Origin of the sequence: Nostoc sp. (assembly GCF_036917615.1) — a bacterium.
In the GTDB taxonomy this organism is placed as follows: domain Bacteria; phylum Cyanobacteriota; class Cyanobacteriia; order Cyanobacteriales; family Nostocaceae; genus Nostoc.
Map to the genome: position 1 here is coordinate 113,623 of NZ_JBALCZ010000061.1, position 21,912 is coordinate 135,534.

Here is a 21,912-nt window from a genome sequence, read left to right on the forward strand (position 1 = left end):
ACGGGTGAGATGTCACCAGGGTAGAAGGCTTACTATAATTGCGCTTACCCTCTCATATACTCAAGGCGTAGGCGCAGCCGGCACAACTCTACCAGACGCTCTTGCTAGCTTGCTTCCACGTTCGCGGAGCGTCCCGTAGGGAAGTGGTACGACAAAGCTACTTCGATTCCTTTACCTCGGCTTCTCTACGAGACGCGCAAGGGACGCTCGGCACAAGTCGGCAACTCTACCAGACGCGCAAGGAACGCTCAAGGCAATACTTCGGCTGCGCCCTTCTCTACGAGAGGCTACTTCGGCTATGCTCAGCACAAGTGCGCCAACGACGCCGCTCAGGACAAGCTCAGTACAAGTCCGCTCAGTACAAATCGCAGGCATCGCTATCAAGCAAAAATTAACAATTGCGATGTCTCTTGACTCGCCGCTTGAGCGTCTACGCTCAATAGAACTATCACAGAAGCTTTTGTCAAAAAAAGTGAGTGATAAGCTATATCAAAGCTATCCGCAGCAAGAGTTTCGGGAATTAACAGCAAATGACTTTTGTTAGTTGTGCCACAGCCTGATTACTAAGGATCAGGATATTACTAAATTAAAAATGCATTACTGTGCCATCGTCATTTTGACTGCAATATCGCACGGTTTACCAAAGTACGGTGAACTTGTGACTAAAATATCTACACCAGTGCTAGCATAATCCTTTATATTTTCAGAGGTAATACCACCAGCCGCTGCTAGTTTTAAGTTCGGATACTGCTGCTTCAACTTCAAAACCAGAGGCTTAAGGTCTGGTAGGGGAATTTTATCAAACTGAATTAAGTCTACACCTGCTTGAGCAACCATCCAGGCATCTGTTGGTGTATCTACTTCAACGCAAATACGTTGTTCCTGAAACTGTTGTCGTAGTTCATTCATGCACTCAATTAGCCCAGCTATACCTCCCAGGAATATCAGGTGTTGGTTAAATATCAGAACTGTTTCGGATAATCCTAAGCGATGAAAAAAGCCCCCGCCAGCTAAAATTGCTTTGATGGAAAGCGCTCTAGTACCTGGAAAACATTTACGAGTAGTCACAATAGAAACAGACTGATTCACTGTTTTGGCAGTATCTACTAATACTCTGGTACGCGAAGCAATGCCAGAAGTATATTCCATCAAATTTAAAGCAACTCTCCAGCCACTGTGCAAAGCTTGAGCAGTGCCACTAGCTTGAAGAATTATTTGCTTTTCCTGGCAGACTGTACCACTTTCCACTTGATAATGAACTTCAGCACCACAATATTTTAATACTCTGGCTGCTTCTTCAGTAGCGCAAATGGTCATCGGATGACGGGTAGAAAACTCAATTTTACCGGGTTGCTTGCCAATGCCAAGTCCGTAGGTTGTCAAATCTAGGTAGGGAACATCTTCCTGAATTAACCTAGCGATCGCCTCATCTGAAAAGAAAACACTCATTTTACTTTTGTGATCAGCTTACAGATATATAAGCTCAACCAAGATTTACACTAAACCTAATCTCATTCAGTTGCAGGATTTGTAATAATCACTACTATTATCCCAAATAGTTGGTAAAAAAATAATTTTATAATCTCCTGTGTCCTTTAGTAGCTATTCAATTACTTGCTCAATTACTGAAATAGTCTATATTTAACACAAACAAATATTATGTGAAATTTTCAGGTAATTAGTACAGCAAAAATGCAGAATATTCCTTAAGGAAGAATATCTTGCTCAGAATAGCAATGTTTAGCTTATCCTTCTAGCAGCCTAAAATGTACCTGGGTTCAGCAACGCCCAATTTATTTTTCGTCTACTCATCGTCGCCGTCTTTGATACATTAAATAGATAAAATAAGGCGCTCCCAAAGCAGCAGTCAGCAAACCACAGGGTAATTCTGTCGGAGAAAATAAAGTCCTACCCAAAAAATCTGCTGTTGCTACCAATAATCCCCCGATTAAGGCGGCGACTGGTAGTAAATTTTTATGTATTGACCCAACAAGTCTACGTGCCAAATGAGGAGCCATTAATCCAACGAAGCCAATTGTCCCGGCGATCGCCACACTTGACCCAGCTAGTGCTACACTCACTAACAATAATTTGCTCCTTTGCCATGTAACCCGGCTACCGAGTCCTTTAGCTACAGCATCACCCAGTTGCAGAGTATCAAGTTCCCGCGCCAGCAGTAAAGCTAAGGGAACAAAGACGACTATCCAAGGTAGCAGTTGCCAGACTTGCTCCCAACTTTTACCAGCAACACTACCCGCCAGCCACACCAGCGCTCTAGTGACATCGTTGATTTGACCAAAAGTTAGCATCAAAGTAGTGAAAGCTCCGATAATTGCTGCGAGTGCTACTCCTACCAAGACTAAACGCAGAGGTGATTTTTCTCCTGTACCAGCTAGCAAGTAGATGAGACAGGCAACAACAAAAGCACCACCAAAGGCAGCTAGGGGCAAATAGAAACTGGGTACAGTTGGGAATAATACAATCAAAGTCACCGCTGCTAAGGCTGCACCTGCATTTACTCCAACGATGCCAGGGTCAGCTAAGGGATTACGTGTCAATCCTTGTAAAATTGAACCAGCAACTGCCAAGCCGACTCCTACCAACCAGGAGATTAACACTCTAGGTAAACGCAAGGTAACAACAACAAAGGGAGATTCTGGATCTATTGTTGGTAAACCAAGAACAGCTGTCCCTATATCTGCTGGCGGCACAGGATAATCTCCCAAACTAAGACTGATCCCCAAGACAGCGAGGGTGAGTAATAGCAGCAGCAACAATACTCTAGTTACAGGCTGGTTGCCGAGTATTGAATTTGGAATTTTAAATTGGGAATTTGGAATTGTTGTCATCCTCTCTTCACCCGCCAACGCACTAGATACAACAAAAACGGCGCTCCTAACATTGCTGTCATCACACCAACAGGCAATTCTTGGGGTCTAATTAACCAACGGGCTGCTAAATCTGACCATACTACTAAATCTGCACCAAATACAGCTGCACAAGGCAATACCCAACGATAATCAACACCGATTACTCCCCGTGCCAGATGGGGAACCACCAGACCAACAAAGCCTATAGGCCCTGCTAATGCTACAGCACTCCCGGCTAATATGACAACGCTCGATGCTGTTACCAACTTGATCCAACCTGTTTGCTGACCTAAGCCTGTGGCTACCGATTCTCCTAAGCTGAGGACATTGATCTGTCTACTCAAGGCAAAAGCTGTTAATAACCCTACTATCATCCAGGGCAGGACAGTCAGAAATAAATTGAAATCTCGTCCGGCTAAAGAACCTGCTAGCCAGAAGCGGACTTCTTCAAAAGTGCGCGAACTCAAAATCAGTACACCTGTGGTAATTGAAGATAGCAAGGCAGTTAGAACTGCACCAGCAACAGTCAAGTTCAGTGGTGTTGCACCCCCTTGTCCCAGAGAACCGAGGGAATAAACTGCGATCGCTGCTAACAATGCTCCTAGAAATGCTACAAGAGTAATCAGGGCGGGTGTTGATGTACCCAAACCAAAGACCATTACTACCACTGCTAAGGCTGCGCCTGCGTTGATCCCTAAGATACCAGGCGCAGCTAAGGGATTTTGAGTCAGTCCTTGCATTAACGCCCCGGCTACAGCCAAACTAGCACCGACCATACTTGCAATCAGTGTACGCGGTAGGCGCATCGAGCGGATAATTATGTGTTCAGTGGAGTCATCAAAGTTGGTAAAGGCAGTAAGTATTTTGGCAATGGAAATGTCAGCAGCACCGTAGGCAATGCTGGCAAATATGCCCAGTAAAAGTAATAAAATTGCTATAGCTACGCTCAGGATACGAGTATAGTATTTTTGTGGATTGGTAGTGGTTGCGTTCATGAGTAATCAGGAATTGGCGGAGTCCGACTTTTCTAGTTTTTCTGCAACATTATCTGCAACATTAAAAGACTGAAAAAAGATAAAAGGTTGTTACGGTATGGCACTCAGCACATAGCAAGAATATCACACGTGTTGCAAATTTACTTGCAAAAGGGAAAATTTTTTGATATAGTGCCCGCTAGGAAGCTAGATCCAGCCACTGATTCCGAGTACAAAATTCAGTGCGGGACTTACCGCGAGATAGTTAACACTAGATTGCCAAAACACAACATGAAGCTTAAGTAATGCAAATATGCAACAATGGCACTTACCTACAGAGCATTTTTACTGAGTAGACATTTCCAGAAAACAATGTAGAGACGCGAAATTTCGCGTCTCTACAAGGGTTTGAGTCAACGCATAATTAATTTTCCCAGATGTCTAGTGTTAGTTTGCTGTTTTGGTGAAGCAAAGACGATTGACCGATCACCGAATTTTAGATTTTAAATTTTGGATAATGGAAAAGAAGATTCTTGCGTTCCATTATTTAAAAAGGTTTGAGAGCAAGCGAATTTAAACGCGAGAATAATTCTTTAATCCAAAATCCTTGCATTAATTGACTTGCCCACTTCGGCTAGCGAGCCTGCATCGTCTGACTTGATTGCTATGCTTCAATTTTTTAATCTAAAATCTAAAATCCAAAATTGCTTGACCATCAAGCCCAAACTAGCACTAAGACAACTAGCCAAAAAGTGACCAATAATTCAGATTTCCATTGACCACAAATACAAAATGATTAGTGGGGGTTGCTACTGCATTCCCTGGTGATTCCAGCAAAAACTTGCAAGGATTGGCTGGCATCAGCTTTGTTGTGCCCTTCGTTGAAAATTTGATGGTTGTAGATGAACATAGGAATAATCGAGCCTTACAGTAACGGGTTTTTAGAAGTTGTACCAGAGAGCGATTATTGGCAGATTGCAGCTATACATATCAATGGCCAAGCCTACTGCCCTACCCCTCGGCTTTATCGTTCAGAACAAGTGGCATTAGCAAAAGCTGTACAAATTTATGATTGGATAGCTGAAAACGAAGACCAAATCATTAATAGGGCTTGCTACTGTTCTCAATTAAAACTTATTCTATGGCAGCAATCGAAAGTTTCTTAGTTGATTTGGGCGCATGCCTTGGGTACATTTATTCATCACAGTCACTACAAAACGCTCACTTCAGCCTACGCAGCAGTTTTGCAGTGGATTGAAGCCAACGACTATCAGATTGTCGATTCAAACCGAGAGTCCTACATCGAGTCTGGGCAGGAGCAAGATCATGAGTTATATGTTACAAAATTACAGTTTTCGGTGACCAAGCTGTAGAAATCTTGGTACACTGTGGGGAACAAATATGCATCGCAAAGCCCTCAAAACATAAAATAGCGATCGCATCTCTACCAATACTTCCCTACCGCTTCTCCCCCCACACCGTGCACCCTACTTTTGGTCAATTAAATCAGCGAATGTGCGATCGCTCTGGTAAAGAATGCATACTGAAATAAATTGTAGATTTTAAATTCTACGTAATTCTTCCATGATAAATATGGCTGGATTTATACTGAGGATGCAGAAGATTCAATTAATTTTTTCAATTTCAGATACGCCTCTTCTGGTGTAAGAGGGGGTGAAGTATTTTGATCAGGGATATAGAATACCCAGCTGTCAGGAAAGTGATGAACAACAAATGAAGGAATTAGTCCCAACTTCATTGCTTTTCTTGCCAAATCTTCTGTTTTTTCTGCTAGGCTGATTTCGTCATGAAACGAGTGGTGGCTCATATAAATAACTATTTAGTTGAGTGTTTTGATTAGAATCAGATGCCTTGGAAGTGTTAAAGTTTATTTCTAGCTATTATTGAAATCACGTAAAGTTTAGTGATCCCTTTGAGTCACTTAGAACGAGCATCTCTACTTGTCCACTCGGATAATACCATGTGCTGTAACCTGATGCCAAAGCGTACAGAGCAGAAGGCAATGTATAGCAATTCACGGAGCGTTCGTCCCGCCGTGGGCGTACTCAAACGGATAGAGGAACTGCCCATGCGTCAGATACTGGCTAAAACTTAAAGGGAGCAAAGGGGCAGTAAACAACAGTGCAAGGCAACCTAAATGCTTGATCCAGTGGCTGTGATTAGTAGATCAAAGCCGTTTTGGGCAAACTGTTTGACAAGTTCGTTTTATTACTTAAGTGACCTCAAACGATCGCCTAAAAGAGTAACTAGCAACTTTGATTAATATTTTAACTTCCGGCGATCGCCTGTTTGGGTCAAAGCTAGCTTATGCCAAAAAAGATAACGGGAAAAGTCAGACTTAGTTTTAGGTGCAGCAGCGATAGTTTGCCGTTGAGGCGAGGGTTGAAAAGAGCGGGAAGTGAACAGTGCCCAAAGGGGCGATCGCTTGCATCTTGTAGGGCTTGTTCCCGAATCCGAATGCTGTGCCACCCTTCCCACATCTCACCATTGGTTATTTCTGAGAGTGTGCTGACGCGGTAGGGTAAAATTTGTATCATCTGGGTGAGCGACCAGATTTGTAAATGTAGGTCAATCTGACGGTAATTTTGTATATGAGTATAAAATGTATGCAAGTATGTCATAAAAAAGCCCTCCCTTGTGTGGTGGAAAGGCATGAGTAGAAACGGGGGAAATTTGGCTATTGGAAGTTCTCTTGATTCAGAGTCGATACAATCTCACTTATTAATCCATTTGTGATTACAGCATAGACTGTAGGGTTTTCCAGATTTGTTTTTGGTGCTAGATACTTAGTCCTCTCTGTGACTAATCCTAAGAAACAGTACTTTGTTCCTTCTAATAAACTCAGAGCGTGTTCAGGTGTTTTCCCAATTAGGGTATTTTTGTTGAAGCATTCTTGACTCATATGATTTTCTGCTCAAGGATATAACCTTAGTTTTCCCGTTACAAGTTAGAAAACTTCCATGAGTCTCAAAATTGGGATTGATAAGTTAGAAAAACTTGGATTTTCAGATGTTTGGCAGAAGAAACAGTCCAAGTTGACCCTCTTGTTGGCTTGCTCAAGCGATAGGTGCAGTTTTCGGCACGATTGGTACACCTACCCAAAACCCGTGGAAAGTCTCCTGGCCTACTGGAGAACCACGTCTGCGTATAATTTGTTATTAAGTAGTTAAAAAAGATACTCCTAAACGGAAAAAATAACCAGAAAACTCAGCTTGACTATATCGATTTTGGAATTTGAGACGTTTAGCTTGTCAGCGATCGCGCTGCTGGGTCATTTTGCCCTGCATTAGTCTAAACTCCAGGTACTAGAAAACACATAGTAAATCTGCAATGGCGTATTCGCCCGCCAACTCTTGGAGACGCTCCGCGTAGCTTGCTTGTCTTGTAGGGGTACGGCATCGCTCCCCTGTTTTCCTCTTTGAATGAGTGCGTAGGCATCGCACTGCTACCAATTAAATTACTTTACAAGAAAGCTGTCTTAACACGGCTGGTAAAATGAATGTGAAGTACCCACACAATATTGATTTTTAAATCTTTCAACCTACTTGTATCAAGACATACCTCTAATAATAGATGACTTGCTGATCAATAAAGGGATAATGGTGAAAGACTTGATTTTATTTGACCAATTACTGACTAGGAGATTATTCTATGAAAACTAGAAAGCTAGGGAAACTTGGGTTAGAAGTTTCAACTATCGGACTTGATTGCATGGGAATGTCTGAGTTCTATAGTGGTCGTGATGAAATTGAGGCGATCGCCACAATTCATCGAGCATTGTAACTTGGAGTTAATTTTCTTGACAGACTAATAGAGAAAACCAACTCGATAAATTAAAATAACCATGAGCTGCCCTTTTAAGATTAAAATCGCAGAGAGCGAAGAAGAACTTAAAAACGTCTACAAACAGCCAATTTAGGAAACCAGAAAGAAAAGCTTATTATGCTGTGGTGGATCAAAAGCGGGCAGGTTAAGGAGCAGCAAGAAATCGGAAAATGCTTGGCAAAAGATACTTCAACGGTCCGGTCACGAGATGGTTGCAGAAGTACAGAAATGATGGGATATCAGGCTTATTAGAAATCAAAAAAGCACCAGGAGCAAAACGGAAAATCGATGATGCTGCGATGCCTACGGCGGTAAACTACGCAGCATTTGAGGAGGAGTTAAAAACAGAAAAAGGCTTTAGTAGCTATGGTGCAATAGTTGAGTGGTTAAAAGAAGAACATGGACAAGATATAGAGTATGCAACAGTTTATGCCTGGGTTCGATATCGATTAGGAGCAAAGCTAAAAGTGCCTCGTCCTCAAAGCCACAAACTTTCTGGAAAAATGGCTTTGGCAGTTCCTCAAGAAACCACTCAAAAATCAACTTTTCTCTTCTTTACAAACTTTACGCGATTGCATCCAATAAATATTCGACCAACTTACACTTGAAGAGGTAATATCTATCTCTTATTATAACTTTATTCTAGAAGCTCTTTTCTATGCAGCTTCACATTAAATTGGTATAAGAAAAATTGTTAGTTGAGAGCTTGAGCGATGTCTACGACGGGCTATGCCTACGCATGGGTATATTTTACCGTCCTGTTTCACCTCGTCTTTTCTGCATCGTCTGCTACTCCATTGCGAAAGCGCACTTAATAGCCGTGTTCTGGCTCCCAGTCACACTCAGCTATCAACTTAAAAGTAGGAATATGCAGGTCATACTCAACGTGGGGCGGCACATAGATATATGAGAAAGTCACCTCATCCCAAACCTGAATGGGATTAGCCAGCTGCGGCATTTCCTCATCCCCTATCATCTCACGATATACATTATAATTTTGCAGCACCAGAGGCGCAGTGATGCTTAACACATCGCTTGGCAAGGCTAGAGCTTGCCGAATAGCTTCACGCCCTTAGCGATGAGAGTTCCCCTATCTGCCCCTGTTCAAAATCCACGCAAATTGGTACGTTAATTTCTGACTTGGCGGATCTGATGTCGCAACTCCAAAGTTAAACTTCAACCTGCACTACCACATTCCTTAATAAGATTCAGGGCTTCTTATTGACAATACGCATCTCCTCTGAATGTAAATTAATTATTGTTTTCTACTTAATGTTTTTGGTACGCACAATGCCAAAGTTATTGTTCTTGCTGCCATAAATAAAGACATTGATAGCCATAGTAAATGACTATTATGGAAATACCTTGCTGTAATTGCTGATGGAAGAAAACCGATTAGAGTGGCTGTAAGCATAGCTTGACGAAGTGTATGACCTTGAGTCAACCCTAGAAAATAACCGTCTAGCGCATAAGCGACTGAGCCAAAACCTAAAACTGGTAACAGCCAAGGAATATAAGAGCGTAAATTATTGATAATTTCAGTATGATTGGTCAGCAATCTTAACAGTGATTCTGGGGCAAAAATAAATGCAATAGCAAACATTAATCCTATAACCAAGCTACTGACTATAGAAGTTTGCAACAGTTGTTTTAAAGAAGCAATATTTCCACTACCTTGAAAAATTCCAGCCAAGCTCTCAGTAGCGAATGCCAAGCCATCAATGAAATATGCTGCCAAGCTCACCACTTGCAACAGCAGGGTATTTGCCGCCAGAATTTCAGTTCCTAACATGGAACTGAGGTTGCTAAACATCGCCATTGTCGAAATTAAAGCGAAAGTCCGAATAATAATTTCTCCATTCAGCATTAAAGCTGATTTTAAAGCAAACAGGTCAAATAATTCCCCAATTAAAGCTTGTATTTGCTTAAATGAAATTGTTTGACAATATAGCAAAGTACCTACCATTAGCATGAGATACTGACTAATGGCTGTCGCTAACCCAGCTCCTCTACTTGACCATCCCAACTGAACAATAAATAGATCATCAAGTAGTACATTTGTACAATTGCTAATAGCTGAAAGCAACAACACTTTACTACTTTGTGCTTGTCCAAGAAACCAACCAATCAAGACAAAGTTAATCAATGTTGCTGGGGCACCCCATATTAAAGCATTATAGAAATCAACTCCAGAACTTTTAACTTCTGGTGTAGCACTTAGAATCGCAAACCCTAATATTTGTAAAGGTTGTTGAAATATCAGGATGGCGAGTCCTAATATCAGTGCTAAAATCCCATGTTGTAAACCAATTAGTACTGCTGATTGGTTATCTTTACGCCCTATAGCCTGTGCAACCATTCCAGTTGTACCCATGCGTAAGAAACCGAATGTCCAATAAATATAATTGAATAAAATTGTTGCTAGTGCCACTCCTGCTAAATGACGAATCTCCGTTAAATGCCCTAAAAACATTACATCTATTAGTCCTGCTAACGGAACCATTAGATTTGAAAGGACATTTACAGATGCAAGTTTTAGAAAATGGCGGATGAATACTGAACGTTGAACAAAGATAGACAAAATTACTAAATCCCTTGACCCCTGCTAGAAATTGTAATTTAGAAATAACATCGTTCCTTTACATCGTAGTATAGTCACAGTCAGTAAGCTAATCGTCATTCATTTTTCCAGACTGATTCGCCTTTAGTAAGGGCTACCCTACGGGTTCTGCGAAGCAGTACAGCCCTGGTGTTATGCAACTTAAATACTCATTAGCCTATATTAAAAACTCAGCAGTAAATGGGGTTAGGAAAACGGATAGGACGTATAATTATAGGAGTTTATAGTCATCCCTTCACTTCTACTAAATCCACATCTGCAAGCCAGATAATTCTACTTTGAGCCAATTCCATTTCTGACAAGGTTGGGGAACGCCACTCTACTGCATAAAGCCAATTGTTTTTTAGGCTGAAAGTCCCTTGAATAATACGACGTATTGGTTTTTCACCAAAATTAACTTCAACCACATCCCCCAACTCAAAAACTGGTGTCGTAACTGTGGCTTTTTCCACTAACTTTGTTCCTAAAAATTATTCTTGAGAGCTGATTATATATAATAATTACATTCTCTTTTGCTCTCAAGTCTTCTATCTTCAGGCACTCCCTGATGGCGAAACTGAAGCCGGATTTTATAATTCCCTCATTAGGAGCATTTCTCAATGGGCTACGAATCGTAGTCATTGATGGCACCACACCAATATCGCGATACACGATAGATTTGCTGCGAGCAGAAAATTATAGCGTTCGTCCGAAATTGTGCTGTTTTCTATTTGCCACTAGCCGTTCTTCATACAGTTTCAGCCGTTGATGATTTTGATCGTTCATCTCATATAAGGAGGGATCTTGCTGATATGTGTAGGAATCGCAGTGGTCAACAGCAGTGCTACGATCAGTATCAGGTGAGAGTGCCCTATCCGGAGCAGGCAGGGCATTTTCATATCCTTCATACCCGACCCCATAAGAGGTAGGAACATAGGGAGGGGCAGGAGGGTCAGTTCCATATCCGGCGTATCCAACCCCGGAAGAGGTGGGAGTATCGGTACGGGCAGGAGGGTCAGTTCCATATCCGGCATATCCAACCCCAGAAGAGGTGGGAGTATCGGTAAGGGCGGGAGGATCAGTTCCATACCCGGCGTATCCAACTCCAGAAGAGTCAAAGACACTAAATGAAGATGAAGGACGATAGACTTGTCTGACCCGATGTTCATAATCAAAATCAACAGTCATACTATCCGTAAATTCAGGTAGCGCTTCTACCTGGGCTTTAGTGAGGTTGACTGCATAGACGCGGTGGGTATCATAGTCTACCTGGGAGCATCCGATTGGCAGCAAAACTTTTTTGCCAAAAATCCAGATGCCTGTGTTTATCACCAGATAACGAATGTGGCCATCATCATCAACCAAAAGGTCGTCAGCAGAGCCAACTTTTTCGTCTTTGGAGTAAAGGTCAAACCCCCTCAGATACTCCTGAGAATTCTGTTGATGATAATTGGCATCAAAATCTTCGATTTTATGAAGAGACATAATGTCTTTTGTCCTCCGTTCTTTATGGCTTCGATTCATAGACTGAGGTGGAACCAATCATCTGGAAAGATTTAAGGGATCATTATCCAAAATCCACTCCAGCCCAATGATCGCAGCAAGCTGCTAATTTGCTGCCTCTCTGAAGGATGAGATTTTGATTCTAGATAGCTAGACATAAAGCATTACTCTCTAAATCTTTGCTTTGACAATACCGAAGCATCAATCCCCAGTTAGGTGAAATCCGGCGCATTTGAAATGCGATTCTCTTGCAGATAGGCATAAACGATTTGAGCAATTCCGGCAAAGATAAATATCCAGCCAAAGATTAAGGTTGAAGCAATGGTGGCAAAGAAGGGAAAGGCGAATCGCAATGATGCCCAACACGATCATCAGTAAACCACAAACTTTTAAAAACCAACGTAAAAATAAGGGTTTCAGCCATCGGAAATTAGGAGTATTCACCATTGGTTTTAAAGGCATCTTAGAGCGATGTCTACGACGGGCTATTCGGTGTCGCTTAAAGGTAGCTAGGGGTATCGTCTCTTATGCTCAACAAAACGCTTCCTCTAAAGTTACTATGAAAGGCTTTGCTTATGCTGAGAGTCGGTTTGTTAGCTGATGATGTAGGCTTTGACAAAATCTCTAAAAAAGGCGATGCCTACGGCGGTAAACTACGCACTCTGATCGCTTCCCTCACTCTCCTTATAGGCATAACCGTGCCAGAAAAGGAAAATTGTACGCTAAGAAAAATTCGGAGCTACGACTGAGCAGAGTGGTTGCGCGGTATTGGCTCTGAAAATGCTCTCTAAAACTGGCTTTCAGGTAGAAACTAAGAAACGTCCTCATCAAGTTTCTTAAATCAAATTTGATTAGTGACAATGAGGATTACGAACATCTCAAATTAATTTTTACGTTTTTCAAATCAAGCTGTTCAATTTGCATTTCATGACAGCTTGCTAATCAATCTAGACATATCTAACAAAATACAATTCGATTTCGTCCCTCTTGTTTTGCTCTATAAAGTGCTTGATCACCAGCCTTCATCAAAATTTCAGGAGATGATTCCCAAGTGGGAACTGTAGTCACTACCCCTATACTTAGGGTGACATATTGACTAATTTTAGACTTGGGGTGAGCAATTTCTAAGTTTCTAATTTTATTTTGTATTTCTGTGGCAACGATAATTACGCGTTCGGAATCGCTATATGGCAGAATAACAACAAATTTATCACCTCCATAATAAGCTGCTAAATCTTGACTTTCTAGTTCTAATTGAGTTGCGAAGAGTGCACCAATTCTTTGTAAGCATTTACTTCCTTCAAGATGATCATAGTGATCATTAAAAAATTTAAAAAAATCGACATCGCACCAAATTAAGGACAATGGAGCTTGCGCTTGTACCAGATTAATCCACTGCTTATTCAAATAATCATCAAAACGGCGGTAATTAGCTAAACCAGTTAAGCCATCGATATTAGCAAGGTGATGCAAAGCCTGGTTTGCTGCCTCTAATTGTTTGTATACTTGCGCTTGCTGTAGCAGTCCGCGCAAGCGACGGCGTAATACAGGCAAGTGAATAGGCTTAGTCACATAATCAGTCGCCCCTGCGTCAAAAGCACGGTTTACGGATTCCTCATCATCCAAGCATGTGATCATCAATATAGGAGTGCGCTCCCATATCTGGGAGATGACCGTATTATTAACGATTGAGCCAGTATCAAAGGTTGCAAGGGCTGAGATTAAATTATTTTTGGCAATCTGGCGCAAGCGCTCACAGCAGGTAAAGCCATCCATCACAGGCATTACAGCATCTAGCAAAACTATATCCGGTTTGATAGTCTCGTAAGCATCTAAACATTGCTTACCATCATTGACCTCGACCACTCGATAACCTTCTTGTTCCATAGCTTTACGCAATAACACTCGGATGGTCTTGTCATGATCAGCTAATAGAATTAGTGGCGGTTGCTTGGAAACAGAAAATGGGCTTATACCTGACATGAGTTGGGCTTTCCATAGCGCATATTAGAGATATTAGTTAAATAAAATGTAGGGATCAGTATTTTTTTAATAATAGCAGCCCTGAAAAATTTTGGACTTTGGATAAAAAAGATGGTTTTCGTAAATTACGACTTTGTTAGCGAAATTTTCTAGGCATAATTTTATACACGATTATTCGCCAATCGAGAAATACTGTTTCCAAAATTATTAGCTTCTGTCTACCACTGTCAGATCCGAACCAAGTTCATCGCTGCTGCCCGTTACAAACGCTAGGAGAAGTGCAATGGTGTACCCGGCTACCGTGGGCGATGCCTACGGCGGTAAACTACGCTCCAGTTGGCACAGTTCATATTTCCTCTAAGAAACTGGTAAGCAGCAAGCGGAGCTTTCCGTAGGCAAGCTAGAAGGAGCGATCGCTCGCCTTACTCTCCTGACCCAGCTTGCAGTACTGGTGCATTGGTAATGGGTGCGTAGTTTTCCGCCGTAGGCATTGCCCTACTATCCTCGCTTGTATAAAGGCGATCGCATTCTGGATCGCCTTTGACTCTAAGAAAAATTACTACTTATTACCTGTTCCAAGAAATTAGGCAATGAAGATTTTAATGAATGATCTACCGCAATCTCCTTGTTTTTCACCTTGTGCAAGATAATTTGGGTTGTTGCACAAGCCTCATCAAATGAGCAATCAAGCTGTTGTTCAATGAGAGAAACTAACTTGGTTGTCTCATCTAAAAGTTCAATACTGTACTTCATAAATACCTCTTTTATATGAAAGCGATCGCTATCATAACCGCGTAGTTTACCGCACAACGACCGGCTCAGTGACCACCGTAGGCATCGCTTCCCAATCTGGTAAGAAAGTTTTTCCCTTCCATAAACTAGCCCTCATCCCCTGGCGTATACTCTAGCCCCTCCTCACCAGAGACTATTTTTTGAGCAGTGTTATTGAGGATTTCTGCCCACATTTCATCAAAGGTAATACCCCGCTTTTTGGCCAAGTATTCAACCCTCTGTTTTATCAACTTGTCCCGCTCCTGAAGCTTGGCACATAAAAGAGACTGTGCCTGGACAACTTTAGTGCGACCATTTATCGATGCATCCACATGGAGTAAATCGTTGTAGTACTCGCCAAGCGCTGGAATAGCTAACCTTTCATCCTTTCTGGGCATTTCATCCTTTCTGGGGTTTAAACCTAAAATTATTGCCATAGGAACAAGCCTTGTTCTATCTGGGACTACTTTGCCAACGCGCCCAGTTAGGGCTTTGCGATCGCGATTGATATCCGCAGAATAAAGGATATTCAAAAATGCGTGATTGATAAGTATGGGCTGTGGTGGTTTACGAATGGTAGACCACCAAATGTTTTTTAGAGCGATGCCGGCGGTAAACTACACACATACCAAGCGACACCGATAGCGAGTCTTCTCCTGTGGTCGCCGCTGTTCGCGTTCGAGCGTTACAGATGCTTAATTGCGATCGCTCTACTTATACTCTAAAAATACAAAAATTAACTTTGTTCTGACAAAAGCTTCTTACCTTTAACAATATAAGGTGCTATTTCTTTGCGGATAATCTCACTCATGGTAATGCTATTAGCAATGCACCAAGCTTCAAAAGCAACCTTATCATCTGGTTATATTACAATTTGTATATAGTCTTTTTTGCGGTCTAATTTTTTCTCGGTATCACTTAAATTTTTAATTATTTTATTCATAATATCATGATATTTATCATGATATTGTTATCAGTATGAGGATAAATAAAAAACTACATCCTTGTCAGGAGGTGAAATAATGACCGTTCCAAAAGTTCCAGCTTCTTGGTTATTACGTCGAGCTTGGTTTCTAGCTTCTCCTCTAGCTGCAAAACCGATTTACTGCTAGGCGCAACATCGATATCAATATTGCTATCAAACTTAGATATTAATTCTTCTAAGCCTTGCAGCAAGGCAATTCTGTGTCCCTCTCTGTGCACCTGGGATAATTGGCGTACTGCTGGAATTAAGGCACTGGGCACGCGAATCATTTCGCTTGGTGGGGTCTTGTGATCAGTCATTTGATATCAATTTTGATAGCAATGAACTGATTGTAAAGTGAAAAGCGATGTCTACGACGGGCTATTCGCCGTCGCTCATTTTCAAGCGTTCACGTAGTGTCCGCACCAGAGGAAACTTGAGCAAGAGGGCGTAGTTTACCGCCGCAGGCATTGCCTCATGTGTTGTACTTTAAAAGCTTTTATGAGTCAGCAACAAAAGCTCATAGTTGATTAACCTTTGAAATGCGATAGATTTGCTGTTTACCATTCTCAGACAGGATAATTAATACCAATTGGTAATTCGTAATTCAGAAATTCAGATTTAATCTGTAGGCGCGATCAAGATGAACTTGGCATTAGTAACTACAAATGCAGTGGGAGCAAACTTATGCTTACTCAATCAGAATCTCAAGGAAGAAAAGAGCCTTTTTGGCATAAAATTGTCCGACTTCTAAGATGGGAAAAGCCCACTGGACGGTTAATTCTAATAATTCCAGCCCTTTGGGGTATTGTTTTACCAGCAAAGGGAATGCCATCAATACCACTTGTTAACCTGATCATTTTTTTTGCTTTAGCTAGCAGTGCTACAACTTGCGTGATCAACGACTTGTGTGATCACGCAAGTTGTGTGATCGAGATATTGATGCACAAGTGGAAAGAACGCGTGAGCGTCCCTTAGCTTCTGGTACGCTTTCTGTCTCTGTCGGGATCACGGTTGCTGTGATCTCTGTGGGCTGTGGGATTCGACACCATTTACGCTATGTCTGACCGCAAGGATGACCAACGGATTGACGTTAAGTCCAGCGCTCTGTTTTTTGGTAAGTATGCTCCTGTTGCTGTTATGATTTGCTATGCAACTGCTGTCTTACTATTGGGTTTGCTAGGCTTTTATATGCAATTGCAACTGAGTTTCTGGATTAGCTTGATAATTGCAACTATTGCTTGGATTTGGCAGTTTATACGGCTGTTTGACTCACAACTTCCAAATACTGCCTACAATCAAATGTTCACTCAAAATGTCTGGATTAGCTCTGTATTGCTTTTTGGGATGATTTTCGGGTTTTTAAAATTATAAATTTTCCTCTCTTCTCTTCTTAGGCTGTGCCCTAAGCGTTCGCGCAGCGTGTCGCAGACAAGCTATGCCGCAGGCTTTACGAGACGCTACTCGCGTTCGCTTGAATTTTAAGAGGGGCGATCGCCTGATTGTGATGGATTTTCTCGCTGTCATCAGCATTTACAAGCGACCTAACAGTGTGTGGAGAAGAGAGGAAACATCAGCGAAATATCAGCGTCATAAGTAATTGATTATACATTATATAATAGAGCTATTATTTTTACATTATTTGTTAGGAACTGAAAAAAGTTGTATGAAACTAGTTAAAAAAATTTTAGCAATATGTTTTTTATTATTTGGCATTCCATTTTCTGCTGTGATGATTCGAGAAATTATCAATCCCAAAACTCCTGCTCAAGAAAAAGAAAATGATGTAGCTGCTTTAACTATTTTGACTATTCCATCAACCATTGTAGGAGGCTGGTTGAGTTGGTCTTTAGTGCAGCAGAATCGAAAGGAAAAAGCATTACTTCTGGAATCAGAACAAAAGCGGATTCAGTTAGTTTTCTTAGAATTAATTGAGCAAAATGCTGGCAGAATAACGGTATTGCAAATGGCGAAAAATGCTGAAATATCAACCCAGTTAGCTAAACAATATTTAGATGAGAAAGCCAAGGAACTTAATGCTGATTTTGAAGTAAATGAAGAGGGAAATGTTTTGTATCATTTCTCTTTATAAGACTAGCGAACGCACTCTGGTATTTTTGGCATAATACCAGTTTATCCGCTTCACCCAAGCGATCGCTTAGATTGGGTACTCTGTATCATCGCGCGGGAGCAGCGTTTCCTCGCTTGATTTTTAAAAGGGCGAGGAGAGCGGTGGTCATTGAGCCGGTCGTTGTGCGGTAAACTACGCCTTATTACTAACTATCTTTCGCTACATGGTGGCCACCCCAGTAGGCTAGGAATGGGGAGATGTAGCGAAAGCCGTAGCGCAGGGTGTCCGAGTAACTATTGACTATGAACTGCTGGCTATGGACTAATGACTAATGACGGCAGGACTAATTACCAATGACTAACCAAACCATTCATGTTGTAGCTCCTGAATGTGGCAATACCTAATAAAGTAGAAGAACTCAAAGCAATATTATTGGGACTGATTGAACCAACAAGACTTGAAGCAGGTGTCATTAAATATGAACTTTTACAAAATCAATCACAGCCAACAGATTTTACTTTTGTACAAGAGTGGGAAGGAGCGGCAGCACTGGATACTCATTTAGCGTCAGTCCGTCTGCAAGTACCAATAGCCAAGCTAGAAGGATTAATAGCTGCGCCACCAGATGTCCGACATTATTCTATTTTGGCTGCGATCGCCTAGTATCCAAGGAGTGGAATCTTGAAATGGTTGCAGACAGTGCGTTGGTTCTTTAATTCTTCTCGCCAGGGCAATAGGGCGATGCCTCCGGTGGTCACTGACTTGTACTGAGCGCAGTCGTTGGCGCAGCTCGCAGAGAAGTAGCTTGTCGTACCACTTCCCTACGGGACGCTCCGCGAACGTGGATCTTGCTAGCAAGAGCGTCTCCAAGAGTTGTGCGGAATGTGGGATGTAGGTTGGGTAGAGCGCAAGCGTTACCCAACGGTCACTACCGCCAGAGGTGCTACTGATGTTGTTCGTTCCCTTGGGCGATCGCTGCTGACAAGGCATCAATTCCAGCTTGGGCTACAATTACATCTTGTTCTCCCGTACCAGAACCAATACCGATTGCTCCCACCACTTGACCATCTAAGATAATCGGCAATCCACCCGGCAAATTCGTCATCTGCCCTGCTGTGGTGATTCCCAACTTGAGCGCTAACTCTTCTGGCATTCCGCCCGTGGCGACACGAGAGGAAATCGCCGTCACTGCTTTTTGAGTCGCCGAAATTTGGCTCAAGACCTTAGCTCCATCCATGCGAACAAAGACTAACAAATTACCGCCGCGATCAACCACGACAATGCATTGGGGCACTCCGATTTCTTCAGCTTTGGTCATGGCGCCATGCAGTACCACTAAAGCGCCTGCACTGGATAGCTCAACAGTTTGATGGAGATACTTCATAGTGGGAATTGGTAGTTAGAGAACCAAATGAAAGTTATTTAAAAAACTTTGAAGAAGGCAGAAGGCTTTTATGTTTCGTACCCTGCGGGAAGCTACGCAACAGATGGGGATTCTAACCGCACCTGAACCAGAGCCACCCTTACGGGTTCGCCAGTTCCCTACGGCGGGAGACCCGCCTACAGGACTGGACTCACCAAATTTTCTTGTTTTGTGGGGGTCTTAAACCCTTGCCTCCCTTCGGTCGCCCAGAGGGTTTGGGCATTTCCGTGAAAGGATAAAAGACAAGCTAAATTCGGTATTGAAACAAGATTTAATCAAAGCTTTTAAATATTGACGTTATAAAATTTTACAACCTGTATCTTTTTGCGTGTATCTCGGCGAACAATCTTAAAGGTTATTTCAATGCAGTAGTTTTCAGGGATCTGTTATGACAACGGTTTTGCTAGCATTAGGTTTGATTGCATGGGTAGGAAGTATACTCTGCTATATCCTCAAAGATTTGGATATAGGTGCGGGACGCAAAATGATCGGGGTGCTAGTCTTAAACGTCTTTCTGCCCGCTCTAGTCTTTCGGGTCATCTATACATCTGAGATGGGTTCAGAATTTTACCAAATCCCCTTGACTATTTTGCTGAGTACAGTTGCTTGCTTGAGGGTTGCCATCCTAGTATTTCGGGCATTCAAACTACAGCCGCAAGAAAAGGGCGCTCTAATTTTAGCGAGTGCGTTTGGCAACGTCACATATTTGGGATTGCCCGTATTGCAGGGCTTATTCCCAACCTTAGCTGTGCAAGTTGCTAAGGTTGCGATCCTATGTGAAGTCACCATAACGCCTTTAAATCTCAGTTTGGGAATGACACTAGGAGCGCGCTTTAAGGGGGTAATGCGCGATCAAGAACCGAAGGAAACGGAAGTTGACCATGCCATCGGAGCCTTTCCACTTCTAACGCCACTCCAAACCTGTATCAAGCTCGTGCGGCAAACCGTCCAGTAAATGGTAAAATTGCCGGCCCTTTGGGCGGTGGCAATCGCCCTAGTATGGAAATTGAGTGGGTTGCCAGTGCCAGCATTTTTGCTCCAAGCCACCCAAATCCTGGGAAACACAGTAACGGGATTAATGATGTTGTCTCTGGGTATGGGCTTGCGCTATCGCCGCATCTATCAACCGTTGCCTCTTTTGATAGCCGGTGGGATCAAGTTGCTGATTTCCCCGTTAGTGGTTTTTGGGATAGCCACCTTGATTGGAATTCAATCACCCTATTTGGAGGCGATCGTATTAGAAGGCGCAATGCCAACCCAATTACTCACATTTATAATTGCTGATCGCATTGGACTCAATTCTGAACGACTAGCCCTGTGCATTTTGATCAACACTGCTGCGTCGTTTTTGACGATTCCTCTGATGAAAACACTCCTATTTGGCGGTAGGGCTATTTCATTCTAAATAACGTGAGTTCGACTGATTTTAAAGGTTGAAATTCTTGTCAGTCAAGGATTATCGAAACCAAGCTTCAAATCTACTCTCAATAATCTCAAATATTTTCAGTAACTACTGAATTACTAGTTATCAAAATATATGTTGGGTAAGGATTTCGGAGTTTAAACTTAATCGAACTCACGTTAATTTATGCTTATTAATTTCCAAGAGAACTGGGGCAAAGGGAGCGATGCCTACGGCGGTAAACTACGCACCAAAGCCAACCTTTCCTCGCTTGATTTTCTTTGGTTAGCTATGATACTTGCTTGATGGGGGTGCGATGGCGTATGTACAGTGACTAATTAGATGTCGTTGTAACAAAGCTACAAGCAGACACTTTATTAGTACATATCTACTAATAAAAGTAGTTTGAACTCAAATACCAACTTATGACCCATTGTTGGGAAAACGGAAAAAAGTGAACCTGCTGTTTCCAGGCGCAAGTCTCCTCTTCAACGCAGGTATGGGGATGCGCGATGGCACGGAGTGCCCACCAAGGGCTATCGCCTGACTATTCATTCACTACTCATTGATGAAAAGCTGTAATCTCCATCTGGTAAGGATTTCCGCTTTTATTCGTGCCATTCAGCGTTGAGAGTTTACTATGACGAACTTAATATAAATCTTTCTGAGGAGGGACGGACTTACTTAAACCTTACGAGAATATGGAAAAAGTGAGTTTGCTTGTCATAACCGATAAAACCTGTAGTCTGGAGTTAATAATAATGACCGATGTGACAAATATAGCGACTAAGCTTGCTGATCTAAAGCTTTTTCAGAATGTTCTGTTGGAAACTGAGCAAAAGTTAATAGCACAGACGGACGACAATACGATTTGCGAGCGGCTCGAAGGAATGATTAAGAGCGATCGCGAAAATCTCGGCATCATTGAAGCAGCTATTTCTAGATACGGCAACGCAGCAGAACCTCGCGACATTACTCAACAACATGCCCAGAAGGTAGGCCAAATGATGAGCGGCTCCGAGCTAACTCTGTATGACAAGTACTTACAGCTTGAGTTGCTAAAGCATCAACAGACAATGACCGGGCTGGTTCTACACAAGGTTTCCCAGTCCTTGAATGATGACCTTCAAGATTTGATGGAACCGCTCAACCGAGTTAATTTTGAAAATCGCGCTCACCAAGAGATTCTTAAAGGTGTTCTTTACTTCGTCGGAACGCGAGAGATAGCCGGTAAAGAACCTGACATGGGTCTGTGGGCTAGCATTGAACAGGGAATTGCAGCCCTTAAGGGTGCTGTAAGCAGCGCGGTAAGCTAGCAATGAGTGGCAGAGGGCGCGTCATTCATGGGAGCGTAATAGATTCATATGATTTATGCTACATTGAAGCATACTTTTCAAGAGTGAATCATCTCTAACTCAAAACAATTATCCCAATTAAGGGGATCTCAAATTTGCCGACTGAAACCTTTATAATTACGTTTCATAGTGAGCATCATTGTAACAGTAG

At 42.2% G+C, this 21,912-nt stretch carries 26 protein-coding genes and 3 pseudogenes; 14 read left to right on the forward strand and 15 right to left on the reverse strand.

All coding sequences use genetic code 11. The annotated features are described in order from the left end of the window. Positions 1-597: 597 nt before the first annotated feature. The 3 genes from modD to V7K85_RS21905 all read right to left on the reverse strand — a co-directional run bounded on the left by modD (position 598) and on the right by V7K85_RS21905 (position 3,865). On the reverse strand, positions 598-1,449 hold the full coding sequence (modD, locus tag V7K85_RS21895; RefSeq protein ID WP_334816504.1) for a ModD protein: 852 nt from the start codon (positions 1,447-1,449) through the stop codon (positions 598-600). 359 nt (positions 1,450-1,808) lie between these two features. Next, positions 1,809-2,849 (reverse strand): FecCD family ABC transporter permease, encoded by a 1,041-nt coding sequence (locus V7K85_RS21900; RefSeq protein WP_334816506.1) that lies wholly within the window; start codon positions 2,847-2,849, stop codon positions 1,809-1,811. Then, complete coding sequence (locus V7K85_RS21905) at positions 2,846-3,865, reverse strand: FecCD family ABC transporter permease (RefSeq protein ID WP_334816508.1); 1,020 nt, start codon at positions 3,863-3,865, stop codon at positions 2,846-2,848. Before V7K85_RS21905 ends, V7K85_RS21900 begins: the two co-directional genes overlap by 4 nt. Positions 3,866-4,746: 881 nt before the next feature. Between V7K85_RS21905 and V7K85_RS21910 the strand changes: the two genes are divergently transcribed. Together V7K85_RS21910 and V7K85_RS21915 are read left to right on the forward strand one after the other, a co-directional pair. Continuing rightward, complete coding sequence (locus tag V7K85_RS21910) at positions 4,747-5,010, forward strand: hypothetical protein (RefSeq protein WP_334816510.1); 264 nt, start codon at positions 4,747-4,749, stop codon at positions 5,008-5,010. Then, positions 5,011-5,217 (forward strand): hypothetical protein, encoded by a 207-nt coding sequence (locus tag V7K85_RS21915; RefSeq protein ID WP_334816512.1) that lies wholly within the window; start codon positions 5,011-5,013, stop codon positions 5,215-5,217. Between the two features lie 230 nt (positions 5,218-5,447). Here V7K85_RS21915 and V7K85_RS21920 read toward each other — a convergent pair whose 3' ends face one another. Both V7K85_RS21920 and V7K85_RS21925 read right to left on the reverse strand, forming a co-directional pair. Further along, positions 5,448-5,672, reverse strand: a complete 225-nt coding sequence (locus tag V7K85_RS21920; RefSeq protein ID WP_334816514.1) for a hypothetical protein — start codon at positions 5,670-5,672, stop codon at positions 5,448-5,450. A gap of 493 nt (positions 5,673-6,165) precedes the next feature. After that, on the reverse strand, positions 6,166-6,486 hold the full coding sequence (locus tag V7K85_RS21925; protein WP_334816516.1) for a hypothetical protein: 321 nt from the start codon (positions 6,484-6,486) through the stop codon (positions 6,166-6,168). Positions 6,487-7,516: 1,030 nt separating this feature from the next. On the opposite strand from V7K85_RS21925, the gene V7K85_RS21930 reads away from it, so the two are divergent. After that, positions 7,517-7,648 (forward strand): hypothetical protein, encoded by a 132-nt coding sequence (locus V7K85_RS21930; RefSeq protein WP_334816518.1) that lies wholly within the window; start codon positions 7,517-7,519, stop codon positions 7,646-7,648. Between the two features lie 212 nt (positions 7,649-7,860). Next, a complete protein-coding gene (locus tag V7K85_RS21935; protein ID WP_334816520.1) occupies positions 7,861-8,298 on the forward strand; it encodes a helix-turn-helix domain-containing protein in 438 nt (145 codons plus the stop codon). 203 nt (positions 8,299-8,501) lie between these two features. On the opposite strand, the gene V7K85_RS21940 is transcribed toward V7K85_RS21935, so the two are convergent. The 5 genes and pseudogenes from V7K85_RS21940 to V7K85_RS21960 all read right to left on the reverse strand — a co-directional run bounded on the left by V7K85_RS21940 (position 8,502) and on the right by V7K85_RS21960 (position 12,145). Further along, on the reverse strand, positions 8,502-8,750 hold the full coding sequence (locus V7K85_RS21940) for a DUF6985 domain-containing protein (protein WP_442940607.1): 249 nt from the start codon (positions 8,748-8,750) through the stop codon (positions 8,502-8,504). 195 nt (positions 8,751-8,945) lie between these two features. Further along, positions 8,946-10,271 carry a guanitoxin biosynthesis MATE family efflux transporter GntT gene (gene gntT / locus V7K85_RS21945; RefSeq protein WP_334816523.1) on the reverse strand — a complete coding sequence of 442 codons (1,326 nt, stop codon included), beginning with the start codon at positions 10,269-10,271 and terminating at the stop codon, positions 8,946-8,948. Between the two features lie 266 nt (positions 10,272-10,537). Then, positions 10,538-10,765, reverse strand: a pseudogene (locus tag V7K85_RS21950) (DUF1392 family protein); the annotation flags it as partial. Between the two features lie 220 nt (positions 10,766-10,985). Continuing rightward, positions 10,986-11,774 carry a PRC-barrel domain-containing protein gene (locus V7K85_RS21955; RefSeq protein ID WP_334816525.1) on the reverse strand — a complete coding sequence of 263 codons (789 nt, stop codon included), beginning with the start codon at positions 11,772-11,774 and terminating at the stop codon, positions 10,986-10,988. Between the two features lie 230 nt (positions 11,775-12,004). Next, positions 12,005-12,145 (reverse strand): DUF308 domain-containing protein, encoded by a 141-nt coding sequence (locus tag V7K85_RS21960; RefSeq protein ID WP_334816527.1) that lies wholly within the window; start codon positions 12,143-12,145, stop codon positions 12,005-12,007. On the opposite strand from V7K85_RS21960, the gene V7K85_RS21965 reads away from it, so the two are divergent. Then, positions 12,145-12,393, forward strand: a complete 249-nt coding sequence (locus tag V7K85_RS21965) for a hypothetical protein (RefSeq protein WP_334816529.1) — start codon at positions 12,145-12,147, stop codon at positions 12,391-12,393. The genes V7K85_RS21960 and V7K85_RS21965 overlap by 1 nt on opposite strands. Further along, positions 12,368-12,541: a hypothetical protein gene (locus V7K85_RS21970; RefSeq protein ID WP_334816531.1), complete on the forward strand. Its 174-nt coding sequence runs from the start codon at positions 12,368-12,370 to the stop codon at positions 12,539-12,541. Before V7K85_RS21965 ends, V7K85_RS21970 begins: the two co-directional genes overlap by 26 nt. A gap of 208 nt (positions 12,542-12,749) precedes the next feature. Here the strand turns inward: V7K85_RS21970 and V7K85_RS21975 are convergent, their stop codons facing one another. The 4 genes and pseudogenes from V7K85_RS21975 to V7K85_RS21990 all read right to left on the reverse strand — a co-directional run. Next, positions 12,750-13,775 carry a GGDEF domain-containing response regulator gene (locus tag V7K85_RS21975; protein ID WP_334816534.1) on the reverse strand — a complete coding sequence of 342 codons (1,026 nt, stop codon included), beginning with the start codon at positions 13,773-13,775 and terminating at the stop codon, positions 12,750-12,752. A 546-nt stretch (positions 13,776-14,321) separates the two neighbouring features. Continuing rightward, positions 14,322-14,528 (reverse strand): hypothetical protein, encoded by a 207-nt coding sequence (locus V7K85_RS21980; RefSeq protein WP_334816536.1) that lies wholly within the window; start codon positions 14,526-14,528, stop codon positions 14,322-14,324. A gap of 125 nt (positions 14,529-14,653) precedes the next feature. After that, complete coding sequence (locus V7K85_RS21985; protein ID WP_334816538.1) at positions 14,654-15,079, reverse strand: hypothetical protein; 426 nt, start codon at positions 15,077-15,079, stop codon at positions 14,654-14,656. A gap of 487 nt (positions 15,080-15,566) precedes the next feature. Next, a pseudogene (locus tag V7K85_RS21990) lies at positions 15,567-15,830 on the reverse strand (hypothetical protein); the annotation flags it as partial. A 367-nt stretch (positions 15,831-16,197) separates the two neighbouring features. On the opposite strand from V7K85_RS21990, the pseudogene V7K85_RS21995 reads away from it, so the two are divergent. The 4 genes and pseudogenes from V7K85_RS21995 (at position 16,198) to V7K85_RS22010 (ending at position 18,244) form a co-directional block, all read left to right on the forward strand. Then, positions 16,198-16,884: pseudogene (locus V7K85_RS21995) on the forward strand (UbiA family prenyltransferase). A 64-nt stretch (positions 16,885-16,948) separates the two neighbouring features. Beyond that, positions 16,949-17,110, forward strand: a complete 162-nt coding sequence (locus V7K85_RS22000; RefSeq protein WP_334816542.1) for a hypothetical protein — start codon at positions 16,949-16,951, stop codon at positions 17,108-17,110. Between the two features lie 66 nt (positions 17,111-17,176). Next, positions 17,177-17,602: a hypothetical protein gene (locus tag V7K85_RS22005; RefSeq protein WP_334816544.1), complete on the forward strand. Its 426-nt coding sequence runs from the start codon at positions 17,177-17,179 to the stop codon at positions 17,600-17,602. 369 nt (positions 17,603-17,971) lie between these two features. Then, positions 17,972-18,244: a putative quinol monooxygenase gene (locus V7K85_RS22010; RefSeq protein ID WP_334816546.1), complete on the forward strand. Its 273-nt coding sequence runs from the start codon at positions 17,972-17,974 to the stop codon at positions 18,242-18,244. Between the two features lie 280 nt (positions 18,245-18,524). On the opposite strand, the gene V7K85_RS22015 is transcribed toward V7K85_RS22010, so the two are convergent. After that, positions 18,525-18,965 carry a GlcG/HbpS family heme-binding protein gene (locus V7K85_RS22015; protein WP_334816548.1) on the reverse strand — a complete coding sequence of 147 codons (441 nt, stop codon included), beginning with the start codon at positions 18,963-18,965 and terminating at the stop codon, positions 18,525-18,527. Between the two features lie 70 nt (positions 18,966-19,035). Between V7K85_RS22015 and V7K85_RS22020 the strand changes: the two genes are divergently transcribed. The 4 genes from V7K85_RS22020 to V7K85_RS22035 all read left to right on the forward strand — a co-directional run bounded on the left by V7K85_RS22020 (position 19,036) and on the right by V7K85_RS22035 (position 21,722). After that, positions 19,036-19,188, forward strand: coding sequence for a hypothetical protein (locus V7K85_RS22020; protein ID WP_334816550.1), 153 nt, complete (start codon positions 19,036-19,038; stop codon positions 19,186-19,188). Between the two features lie 204 nt (positions 19,189-19,392). After that, positions 19,393-19,959, forward strand: coding sequence for an AEC family transporter (locus tag V7K85_RS22025; protein ID WP_334816556.1), 567 nt, complete (start codon positions 19,393-19,395; stop codon positions 19,957-19,959). Continuing rightward, on the forward strand, positions 19,960-20,409 hold the full coding sequence (locus tag V7K85_RS22030) for an AEC family transporter (protein WP_334816558.1): 450 nt from the start codon (positions 19,960-19,962) through the stop codon (positions 20,407-20,409). A gap of 758 nt (positions 20,410-21,167) precedes the next feature. Beyond that, positions 21,168-21,722 carry a hemerythrin HHE cation-binding protein gene (locus tag V7K85_RS22035; RefSeq protein ID WP_334816560.1) on the forward strand — a complete coding sequence of 185 codons (555 nt, stop codon included), beginning with the start codon at positions 21,168-21,170 and terminating at the stop codon, positions 21,720-21,722. Positions 21,723-21,912: the final 190 nt, after the last annotated feature.